General features: G+C 66.0%; 8 protein-coding genes. 7 read left to right on the plus strand and 1 reads right to left on the minus strand.

Annotation, left to right across the window (positions count from 1 at the left end; translation table 11 throughout):
* Positions 1 to 432: 432 nt before the first annotated feature.
* The 3 genes from EN780_RS18005 (at position 433) to EN780_RS18015 (ending at position 5359) form a co-directional block, all read left to right on the plus strand.
* The gene (locus tag EN780_RS18005) at positions 433 to 1230 is read left to right on the plus strand and encodes a MipA/OmpV family protein (protein ID WP_127286400.1); all 798 of its coding nucleotides are present in this window, start codon (positions 433 to 435) and stop codon (positions 1228 to 1230) included.
* Positions 1231 to 1462: 232 nt separating this feature from the next.
* Positions 1463 to 4438 (plus strand): isoleucine--tRNA ligase, encoded by a 2976-nt coding sequence (ileS, locus tag EN780_RS18010; RefSeq protein WP_128274881.1) that lies wholly within the window; start codon positions 1463 to 1465, stop codon positions 4436 to 4438.
* A 246-nt stretch (positions 4439 to 4684) separates the two neighbouring features.
* On the plus strand, positions 4685 to 5359 hold the full coding sequence (locus EN780_RS18015; protein WP_127286669.1) for a hypothetical protein: 675 nt from the start codon (positions 4685 to 4687) through the stop codon (positions 5357 to 5359).
* 37 nt (positions 5360 to 5396) lie between these two features.
* Here EN780_RS18015 and EN780_RS18020 read toward each other — a convergent pair whose 3' ends face one another.
* The gene (locus tag EN780_RS18020; protein WP_127286670.1) at positions 5397 to 5849 is read right to left on the minus strand and encodes a nucleoside deaminase; all 453 of its coding nucleotides are present in this window, start codon (positions 5847 to 5849) and stop codon (positions 5397 to 5399) included.
* 180 nt (positions 5850 to 6029) lie between these two features.
* Between EN780_RS18020 and EN780_RS18025 the strand changes: the two genes are divergently transcribed.
* From EN780_RS18025 to EN780_RS18040, 4 genes are all read left to right on the plus strand, one after another.
* Positions 6030 to 8024, plus strand: a complete 1995-nt coding sequence (locus EN780_RS18025; protein WP_128274882.1) for a pseudouridine synthase — start codon at positions 6030 to 6032, stop codon at positions 8022 to 8024.
* 13 nt (positions 8025 to 8037) lie between these two features.
* Complete coding sequence (gene rsmD, locus EN780_RS18030; RefSeq protein ID WP_127286672.1) at positions 8038 to 8592, plus strand: 16S rRNA (guanine(966)-N(2))-methyltransferase RsmD; 555 nt, start codon at positions 8038 to 8040, stop codon at positions 8590 to 8592.
* 120 nt (positions 8593 to 8712) lie between these two features.
* On the plus strand, positions 8713 to 10068 hold the full coding sequence (locus EN780_RS18035) for a pitrilysin family protein (protein WP_128274883.1): 1356 nt from the start codon (positions 8713 to 8715) through the stop codon (positions 10066 to 10068).
* A gap of 23 nt (positions 10069 to 10091) precedes the next feature.
* On the plus strand, positions 10092 to 10789 hold a 698-nt coding region (locus EN780_RS18040), incomplete at its 3' end, for an insulinase family protein (RefSeq protein ID WP_133372637.1).

Genomic DNA, 10789 nt, shown 5'->3' on the forward strand with positions numbered 1-10789 from the left:
TGCCAAGATTATAGGGGTTGGCGCCGGTCTGGTAGGCGACGACGACTTTCTTGTCGTCCGCGGCGTTTGCCGCGGTACTGGCGGAAGCCAGGGCAAGTCCAAAAAGGGTGGCGGAAATCAATTTTCGCATGGGCTTTAATCCTTGGAACAGAGGCACAGCCTCGATTGCAGCCGATCGGAGCGGCCGTGAATTAAAGTCCACTGAATTTATAGACTTAGACAGAAATGAAATTCCGAAAGCCTGTTCCTCGATAGAAAAGATCTGACGCGAACCGGCCCTAATGGATCACCCACACGCAACATCAGGCATGCGCCGCATCGTCGGCGCCGCTGCCGATGTTACGGATTTTAAGTCAAATTTTACCGAACTGGCGCCATGGCTTTTGCGCTGCCGGGGTGTTCCTGCCGGCCTGTTTCGCGTATGGGGTAACGATGCGTATTGTCCGGACGATTCAGCTGGTTCTCGCCTCCGGCCTGATGGCCGTCTCTTCGGCCCATGCCGGCGAGGGGAGCTGGATTTCGGGCGACTGGTACCTGACGCTCGGCGCAACCGGCCTCATCGCGCCGAATTTCGAGGGCGGCAAGAAGTACATGCTCGGTGCCCAGCCGATCATCTCGCTCGGCAAGGTGGGTCCGGAAGCGCGCTTCACCTCGCGCAACGACAACATCTCGCTGGCGCTGATCGACGACGGCAGCGTGCGCGCCGGCCTGACCGGCAAGTTCCTGTTCTCCCGCAGCAGCAAGGATGAACTGGCGGGTCTCGACCCGGTGCGCTGGGGCGGCGAGGTCGGCGGCTTCTTCGAATTCTATCCGCTTGACTGGGTGCGAGCCCGCGCCGAGCTCAGGCATGGCATCCGCGCCCATGACGGCTTCGTCGCCGATATCGCGGCCGATGCCTTCTACGATGTGACGCCCACGGTCCGCATCTCCGGCGGGCCGCGCGTCTCCTTCGCCTCATCGGGCTATTTCGACGCCTATTACGGCGTCAATGCCACCGAAGCGGCGGCCTCCGGCCTCAGCGAGTACCATCCGGGCGGCGGCCTGAAGTCGACCGGCCTCGGCGGTGCAATCACCTGGAAGGTGACCGAGCCGATGACGGCCAGCCTGTTCGGCGAATATTCGCGCCTGATGGGCCCGGCCGCCGATTCCAGCCTGGTCCGGGAGCGCGGCGATCGCAACCAGTTCACGGTCGGCGTCTCGACCACCTATCGCTTCGACTTTTCGATGTAGCCGCCTGAACTCGGCGCTTTATTCCTGCTGACTAATCCGCTAAAAGCCCGGCCATGACGAGCTTTTCGCGCCTGTTTGCGATCGCGATACGAATTACGAGCCCGGTGTTCCGGGTGGCCTGAGCGCCGCCGGAGCCGCCGGGACTGTTGCGCGCGCGCCTCGCGCTTTTTTCAGAACATGATAGTTCAACGCCCGAGCCTGTTTGTCGCCGGGCAATGCACATGGCAGACCAATGACCGATACCGCTGAAACGATCGACTATTCCAAAACGCTCTATTTGCCGCAGACGGATTTCCCGATGCGCGCCGGCTTGCCGGAAAAGGAGCCGGCGCTGGTCAAGCGCTGGCAGGACATGGACCTCTACCGCAAGCTGCGCGAGGAGGCCGCCGGGCGCGAGAAATTCGTGCTGCATGACGGCCCGCCCTACGCCAATGGCAACATCCATATCGGCCATGCGCTGAACAAGGTGCTCAAGGACGTCATCAACCGCTCCTTCCAGATGCGCGGCTACGACGCCAACTACGTGCCGGGCTGGGACTGCCACGGCCTGCCGATCGAATGGAAGATCGAGGAGCAATACCGCGCCAAGGGCAAGAACAAGGACGAGGTCCCGGTCAACGAGTTCCGCAAGGAATGCCGCGACTTCGCCGCGTACTGGATCAAGGTGCAGGGCTCAGAGTTCCAGCGCCTCGGCGTCGTCGGCGATTTCGACAATCCCTATACGACGATGGCTTATCACGCTGAGGCGCGCATCGCCGGCGAGCTGTTGAAATTCGCCATGTCGGGCCAGCTCTACCGCGGCTCGAAGCCGGTCATGTGGAGCGTCGTCGAGCGCACCGCGCTTGCCGAGGCCGAGGTCGAGTACCAGGACTATGAGAGCGACACGATCTGGGTGAAATTCCCGGTGGCGAGCTTGGCGCGCCCGGTCGCCGGCGCCGAGAACGCGCAGGCGGCAGTGCTGTCGGAATCCTCGCTCGACCTTATCGAGGCCCATGTCGTCATCTGGACGACGACGCCCTGGACGCTGCCCGGCAACCGCGCCGTCAGCTATTCGCCGCGCGTCGCCTACGGGCTTTACGAGGTGACGGCGGCCGAGAACGCGTTCGGCCCGCAGCCCGGCGAGAAGCTGATCTTCGCCGACGCCCTTGCCGAGGATGCCTCGGCCAAGGCCAAGGTCACCTTGAACCGCCTTCACGATGTTTCGGCCGAACAGCTTGCAAGCCTGACGCTGTCGCATCCGTTCAGGGGGCTGGCCGACGGCTACCAATTCCCGGTGCCGATGATCGCCGGCGAGCATGTCACCGACGATGCCGGCACCGGCTTCGTGCACACCGCGCCCAGCCACGGCCGCGAGGACTTCGACGCCTGGATGGACGCTGTGGCGGAACTGCTCAAGCGCGGCGTCGACACCGCGATCCCGTTCCCGGTCGACGATGCCGGCTTCTTCACCAAGGACGCGCCGGGCTTCGGCCCGGACCGCGAGGGTGGAGCCGCGCGCGTCATCGACGACAATGGCAAGAAGGGCAACGCCAACCAGGCGGTCATCGAGGAACTGATCAAGCGCAATGCGCTGTTCGCGCGCGGCCGCCTGAAGCATTCCTATCCGCACTCCTGGCGTTCCAAGAAGCCGATCATCTTCCGCAACACGCCGCAATGGTTCGTCTATATGGACAAGGACCTCGGCGACGGCACGACGTTGCGCAGCCGCGCGCTGAAGGCGATCGACGACACCCGCTTCGTGCCAGCCGCCGGCCAGAACCGCATCCGCGCCATGATCGAGGAGCGTCCCGACTGGGTGCTGTCGCGCCAGCGCGCCTGGGGCGTGCCGATCGCCGTCTTCGCCGACGTGGACGGCAACGTGCTGAAGGACGAAGCGGTCAACCAGCGCATCATGGAGGCCTTCGAGGCCGAGGGCGCCGACGCCTGGTTCGCGCCCGGCGCCAAGGAGCGCTTCCTCGGCAATCACGATGCCGCGAAATGGCATCAGGTGATGGACATCCTCGATGTCTGGTTCGATTCGGGCTCGACGCATGTCTTCACGCTGGAGGACCGTCCGGACCTGAAATGGCCGGCCGACGTCTATCTCGAAGGCTCCGACCAGCATCGCGGCTGGTTCCACTCCTCGCTGCTCGAAAGCTGCGCCACCCGGGGCAGGGCGCCCTACGACACCGTCGTCACCCATGGCTTCACCATGGACGAAGAGGGACGGAAAATGTCGAAGTCGCTCGGCAACACCGTGGTGCCGCAGGACGTCATCAAGCAGTCGGGTGCCGACATTCTGCGGCTCTGGGTGGTGACGACCGATTACTGGGAAGACCAGCGGCTCGGCAAGAACGTGCTGCAGACCAACATCGACGCCTACCGCAAGCTGAGGAACACCATCCGCTGGATGCTGGGCACGCTTGCCCATGACGATGGCGAGGAGGTGGCGCTGGACAAGATGCCGGAACTGGAGCGGCTGATGCTGCACAGGCTGTCCGAGCTCGACGAACTGGTGCGCCAGGGCTACGACGCCTTCGAGTTCAAGCGCATCACCCGCGCGCTCGTCGACTTCATGGTGGTCGAGCTGTCGGCCTTCTATTTCGACATCCGCAAGGACGCGCTCTACTGCGACGCGCCCTCCAGCGTCCGGCGCAAGGCCGCCGTGCAGGTGGTGCGCCATCTGTTCGACTGCCTGGTCAAATGGCTGTCGCCGATGCTGCCCTTCACCATGGAGGAGGCCTGGCTCGATCGTCACCCCGACGCCGTCTCGGTCCATCTCGACCAGTTCCCGCAAATTCCGGCGGACTGGAGGAACGAGGCGCTGGCGGAGAAGTGGCGCAAGGTCAGGCAGGTGCGCCGCGTCGTCACCGGCGCGCTCGAGATCGCCCGCGCCCAGAAGGTCATCGGCTCGTCGCTGGAGGCGGTGCCGGTCGTCACGATCGACGATGCCGCGCTTGAAGCGGCGATCTCGGATGTCGACATGGCCGAGATGGCGATCACCAGCGATCTGGTCATCGCCCACGGCAAGACGCCAGACGGCGCCTTCACGCTGGACGAGGTCAGGGGTGTTGCGGTGGTCGTCGAGAAGGCCGAAGACCGTGGCCTGGTGAAATGCGCGCGCTCCTGGCGCTACACCGCTGATGTCGGCGAAGATCCGGAATTTCCGGACGTCTCGGCCCGCGATGCCGATGTACTGCGCGAACTCAAGGCGCTCGGGCGGCTCTAGTGCATGTCGCCCAAAAGTGTGAAGCGGTTTTGGGATAACGACATGCATCACCAAAATGAGTGCACAAATGCCACGCCGGGCGGCGGATTGCCGCCCGCGCGTTGCCCTTAACGGGTGGTTGAGGTAAACACGCGAAACTCCGGACGACAAATTCTCGCCGGAATTCCGTCGCAAGTGCTTGGCCGATGGGGACCGCGCCTCTGGCCGGTGGCGATCGAGAGGCTGTTTATTGTGGGACTTTTTGGCATGACCGAGAGAACTTATGCGCGCGTCGCGCTGCTGGCGCCGCTTGTCGTATCGGGGCTTGCGCTGTCCGGCTGCATGGGCTCGCCCACCTATGGCACCGACAAGCCTGCCGCCACACAGCTCGCCGACGATCTCTCCAGTGCCTTTTCGATCACGCCGAAGCGCAAGGAACAGATCGACTACAAGCCGCGCCCCGATCTGGTGAAGCCGGCGCCGGGGCAGAAGGGAAACCTGCCGCCGCCGCAGGAGAGCATCGAGACGGCGAGCGCCGATTGGCCCGAATCGCCCGAGCAGCGCCGCGCCCGACTTCGCGCCGACGCCACCGCCCACCAGGACGATCCGGCCTACCAGTCGCAGATCGTCGACGACGTGCAGACCGATCCGGCGGCGGTGAAGAAGGCGATGGCGGATTCGGCCTCGAGCCACCCGCCGCGCTGGACGCCGGCGGATTCGGACAAGGGCCGCGCCGCCGAGATCCAGCGCCGCATGGCAGAGGGCAAGCAGGGCGACCCCAACACCCGCAAATATCTGAGCGAGCCGCCGCTGGCCTATCGCGTCGCCTCCGATGCCGCGCCGCAGGGCGAGCTTGGCGAGGACGAGTACAAGAAGGAACGCCGCCTCAAGAAGGAGGCGGCCGCCAAGAGCAAGAGCGGCGGCTGGTTCGACTGGTGGTAAGGTTTTCGGCCCTGGGCTTCTTGGCTTAGGCCGATTTCTACGGCTCGCGCCGCTCCCGGAAAAAATCCTTGAGAATGAGGGACGCCTCGCGCTCGCCCATGCCCGGATAGATGTCCGGCGTGTGGTGGCAGGTGGCGGAGGTGAAGAAGCGCACACCGTTGACCACCGCGCCGCCCTTCTCGTCGGCGGCGCCGAAATAGAGCCGGCGCAGTCGCGCGAACGAGATGGCGCCGGCGCACATGGCGCAAGGCTCCAGCGTGACATAGAGATCGTGGCCGGTAAGCCGCTCGCTGGCGAGCTTTTCGCAAGCCTGGCGGATCGCCAGCATCTCCGCATGCGCCGTCGGATCGGCAAGCTCGCGGGTGCGGTTGCCGGCCTTGGCGACGACCGTGCCGCCGCTGGCGATGACGGCGCCGACCGGCACTTCGCCGCGCCGCGCCGCCGCCTCGGCCTCCGCCAGCGCCAATGCCATGAAATCCGGCCGCTTCACGCGCTTTCCATTCCGATTATCTCCTCGCCACCCGACAGCGATCCTGTTATCTAGCGCCTAACCTCGAAAATCGGACTCGGTTTTCGGCAACGATCATGCGCCACATCAAAGTGCGACAGCGTCCTTTGCGCGCCCGAACGGATGCGCCACGCTGTAGCAGCGCAAACAGGCAAAGGCCACATGGACGACAACGACAAGAAATTCCGGCCCAAGAAGGGGCCGGTCAGGGGCGGTCCGAAAGCCGCGGGGCCGCGCGGCCGCGATGGCGCCGCCGGCAAGGGCGGCAAGCCGGGCTTCGGCGCCAAGAAGCCTTACGCGCCGCGTGGCGACCGGCCGATGGCTGCCGAAGGCGAGCGGCCAAAGCGCGATTTCAAGAGCGGCGACCGGCCGTTCAGCAAGGGCAAGCGTCCCGAAGGCAAGCCCTTCGAGAAGCGCGAGGGGCCACGCAAGCCCTACGCGCCGCGCGGCGACCGGCCGATGGCTGCCGAAGGCGAGCGGCCTCCGCGCGATTTCAAGCGCGCCTACAAGCCGCGCGATCTAGAGCAGGGCGCGCCAGGCGGCGACAAGCCGTTCCGCAAGGGCCCGCGTCCGGACGGCAAGCCGTTCGAGAATCGTGAGCGCAAGCCCTATGCGCCACGCGGCGACCGGCCGATGGCCGCCGAGGGCGCGGGCGGCGAAAAGCGTTTCGACCGGCCTAAACGTGATTTTGCCGATCGTCCGAAGCGTGACTTTGCCGATCGCCAGAAACGGGATTTCGCCGATCGCCCGAAGCGTGACTTCGCCGATCGCCCCAAGCGCGATTTTGCCGGCGACCGGCCGCAGGGCGGTTTCAAGCCGCGCCCGCGCCCAACGGAGGCCGCCGAGGAAGCGGGCGAGCGCATCGCCAAGCGGCTCGCACGCGCCGGTCTTGCCTCGCGTCGCGACGCCGAGGAACTGATCGCCGCCGGCCGCGTCAAGGTCAACGGCAAGGTCCTGTCCTCGCCGGCCTTCAACGTCATGCCAGATGACATCATCCATCTCGACGGCATGGAAATCCCCAAGATCGAGCGCACGCGGCTGTTCCTGTTCCACAAGCCGGCCGGCGTCGTCACCACCAACCGCGATCCCGAGGGCCGCAAGACCGTCTTCGACGTGCTGCCGGCGGAACTGCCGCGGCTGATGACCATCGGCCGCCTCGACATCAACACCGAGGGGCTGTTGCTGCTGACCAATGACGGCGGCCTGTCGCGCGTGCTCGAGTTGCCGGCCACCGGCTGGCTCAGGCGCTACCGGGTGCGCGTGCACGGCAAGGTCGAGGAAAGCGCGCTCGCGGGCCTGCGCGAGGGCATCGCCGTCGACGGCGTTTTTTATGGCGCGATCGAAGCCAGCCTCGACCGGGAGCAGGGCACCAATGCCTGGCTGACGATCGGCCTGCGCGAAGGCAAGAACCGCGAGGTCAAGAACATCCTTGGCGCGCTCGGCCTCGACGTGACGCGGCTGATCCGTATTTCCTACGGCCCATTCCAGCTCGAGGACCTGCCGGAGGGCCATGTGCTGGAGATCAAGGGCCGCGTGCTGCGCGACCAGCTCGGCGAGCGCCTGGTCGAGGAATCCGGCGCCAATTTCGACGCCGAGATCCAAAAGCCCTTTTCCAACAAACCGGTGCGCCGCACCGAACCGCGACGCGATGAGGCCGAACGGCCAAAATTCCCGCGCGATGGCGTCGATCGCCGGCCGATCGGCGAAGGCGGGCTGATCAAGGCCCGCAAGCGCCGCGAAGGCAGCCGCGACGAGGCGCTGGGCAAGCTTTCGACCAAGCCCGACAGGGCCTTCGGCGAGCGCGGTCCGAAGCCGGAGCGCGGCGGTTTCGGCGACAAACCTCGCGGTGGTTTTGGCGACAAGCCCCGTGCGGGGTTCGGCGGCAAGAAGTCCGAGCGCGAGCAGCGGCCGATCGAGCCGCCCGGCCAGCGCAAGGCCAATGTCTGGATGGCGCCGGGTGCCCGGCCGATCGGCAAGGGCAGGGCGGAGGCCGATGCCGCAAAGGCGGCGGAAGCGAAGGCGCGCAAGGCTTCGTTCAAGCCGTCCTATGGCAAGGCCGCCGGCAAGCCGGGCGGCGCCAAGCCGTACGGCAAGCCGCGTGGCGAGCGCCCGGATGGCGGCGACCGGCCGCGCCCGAAGGGTCCCAGGACCAGATGAGGGCCGGATTGAAATGAGAATCGTCGGCGGTGAGTTCCGCGGGCGTCCGCTGGCGACGCCGCGCGGCAATGCCATCCGCCCGACCACCGACCGCACGCGCGAGGCGCTCTTCAACGTGCTGGCGCATCGCTTCGCCGACAAGCTCGATGGCGCGCGCGTGCTCGACCTGTTCGCCGGCACCGGCGCGCTCGGTCTGGAGGCGCTGTCGCGGGGGGCTTCCTACGGCGTCTTCATCGAGGAATCGGCCGAGGGACGCGGCCTGATCCGCGAGAATGTCGAGGCCTTCGGACTGACCGGCCGCACCAAGATCTTCCGCCGCGACGCCACTGGGCTCGGCGATGCCGGCACGCTGGCCGCTTTCGGCCTCGTCTTCGCCGATCCGCCCTATGGCAAGGGTCTTGGCGAGCGTGCGCTGCGTTCCGCCAGGCAAGGCGGCTGGCTGCTGCCCGGCGCGCTCTGCGTCGTCGAGGAAGCGGCCTCCGCGCCGTTCGAGGCCGGGGAGGGATTCGCGGTGGTCGACGAGCGCGGTTATGGCGAGACGGTGATCCGGTTCATCGAGGCGGGGTGAGCAGCTCTCCTCTCCCACAAGTGGAGAAGGAAGAAGCGCCGCCTCGAAAATGACGAACAATTCACTTTGCCTCGACCAGCAACCTTGCCTATCGTCGCGCAACCGAAACCGGAGCGTTTAATGACATCTTGCACCAGACGGCTGCGCGCGGCGCTCCTTACCTCGGCGCTTGCGCTCACCGGCCCGGCGCTCGCCGGCGACGACGGCAAGGTGACGGATTTTCTCCTCGACAACGGCATGGAGGTGGTGGTCATCCCCGATCATCGCGCCCCGATCGTTACCCACATGGTGTGGTACAAGATCGGCAGCGCCGATGAGCCGGCCGGCAAATCCGGCATCGCGCATTTCTTCGAGCACCTGATGTTCAAGGCGACCACCAACCACGCCGCCGGCGAGTTCGACAGCGCCGTCGCGGAGATCGGCGGCTCCAACAACGCCTTCACCTCCTACGACTATACCGCCTTCCATGAGACGGTGGCGCCATCGGCGCTGGGCGAGATGATGGCCTTCGAGGCCGACCGCATGCGCAACCTCATCCTCACCGACGACGTCATCAAGACCGAGCGCGACGTCATCCTGGAGGAGCGCCGCTCGCGCATCGACAGCAGCCCGCAGGCGCTGCTGGAGGAGGAGGTCGACGCCACGCTGTGGCAGAACCAGCCCTACCGCATTCCGGTCATCGGCTGGATGCAGGAGATGGAACAGCTGAACCGCACCGACGCGATCGCTTTCTACGACAAGTATTACCGGCCAAACAACGCCGTGCTGGTGGTGGCTGGCGATGTCGAGCCCGACACGGTGAAGGCGCTGGCCGAGAAGACCTACGGCAAGGTCGCGCGCGGGCCGGACCTGCCGCCGCGCATCCGCCCGGTCGAGCCCGAGCAGAACACCAAACGCACGGTGACGCTGTCCGACGCGCGCGTTTCGGTGCCGACCTTCTCGACGCAATGGGTGGTGCCGTCCTATCACACGGCCCGGCCGGGCGAGGCCGAGGCGCTCGACCTGCTCGCCGAAATCCTCGGCGGCGGCAACCGCAGCCGGCTCTACCAGCAGCTGGTCGTGAAGCAGGGCGTCGCGGCGGAGGCCGGCGCCTACTTCCAGGGCACCATGCTCGACGCCACCAACTTCACCATCTACGGCGCACCGCGCGGTGACGCCAAGCTCGGCGATGTCGAGGCGGCGGTCGACGCCGAGGTCGCCCGCATCGCCAGGGACGGCGTCACCGACGACGAGCTGGAGAAGGCCAAGCAGCGCTATGTCCGCTCGATGATCTTCGCCCGCGACAAGCAGGACGACATGGCCAACATGTATGGCTCGACACTGGCAACCGGCGGCAATGTGCAGGACGTGCTCGAATGGCCGGACCGCATCCGCAAGGTCACCGCCGACGAGGTCAAGGCGGTCGCCGCCCGTTATCTGGTCCTCGACCATTCGACGACAGGCTATCTCCTGCCGCAGCAACAGGCGGGGAATTGATGATGAGTTCTGTGGCCGGGCGGATGAGTGCTTTTCCTTCTCCCCTTGTGGGAGAAGGTGGATCGGCGCGTGGCGCCGAGACGGATGAGGGGTGCTGGCAGGACCGCCCACGGTTCGTTTCTTCCAACACCCCTCATCCGTCGCCTTCGGCGACACCTTCTCCCACAAGGGGAGAAGGAAAGGCGCTGCGCGCCCTCGCCACCCTTTGCTTTGCGATCTTCTTCCTGATCCTGCCCGCGCTCGCCGCGCATGCCGGCATGAACATCCAGGAGGTGAAGTCCGACAAGGGCATCACCGCCTGGCTGGTCGAGGACCACACGGTGCCGATCATCGCCATCCGCTTCGTCTTCGACGGCGGCACCGCGCAGGATCCGGCGGGCAAGGAGGGGCTGGCCAATCTGATGACCGGCCTGTTCGACGAGGGCGCCGGAGACCTCGACAGCGACACTTTCCAGGTGAAGCTCGACGATGCTGGCGCCGAGATGAGCTTCGAGCCGCAGCGAGACGGCATTTACGGCTCGATGCGCATGCTGTCGGAACAGAAGGACGCCGCCTTCGATCTCTTGACGCTCGCGGTCAACAAACCCCGCTTCGACCAGGCGCCGCTCGACCGCGTGCGCGCCCAGGTGCTGGCGGGCATCGTCGCCAATGAGCGCGACCCCAATGCGATCGCCCAGCGCAAATGGCTGCGCGCCATCTATGGCGAGCATCCCTATTCCAG

Origin of the sequence: Mesorhizobium sp. M4B.F.Ca.ET.089.01.1.1 (genome assembly GCF_004022605.1) — a bacterium.
Taxonomy (GTDB): domain Bacteria; phylum Pseudomonadota; class Alphaproteobacteria; order Rhizobiales; family Rhizobiaceae; genus Mesorhizobium; species Mesorhizobium abyssinicae.

What these genes read in the sequence shown, in the direction of transcription:
- EN780_RS18035 (WP_128274883.1), top strand. Translation starts at nt 8,713, where the DNA reads ATGACATCTTGCACCAGACGGCTGCGCGCGGCGCTCCTTACCTCGGCG.
- rsmD (WP_127286672.1), top strand. Translation starts at nt 8,038, where the DNA reads ATGAGAATCGTCGGCGGTGAGTTCCGCGGGCGTCCGCTGGCGACGCCG.
- ileS (WP_128274881.1), top strand. Translation starts at nt 1,463, where the DNA reads ATGACCGATACCGCTGAAACGATCGACTATTCCAAAACGCTCTATTTG.
- EN780_RS18005 (WP_127286400.1), top strand. Translation starts at nt 433, where the DNA reads ATGCGTATTGTCCGGACGATTCAGCTGGTTCTCGCCTCCGGCCTGATG.
- EN780_RS18015 (WP_127286669.1), top strand. Translation starts at nt 4,685, where the DNA reads ATGACCGAGAGAACTTATGCGCGCGTCGCGCTGCTGGCGCCGCTTGTC.
- EN780_RS18025 (WP_128274882.1), top strand. Translation starts at nt 6,030, where the DNA reads ATGGACGACAACGACAAGAAATTCCGGCCCAAGAAGGGGCCGGTCAGG.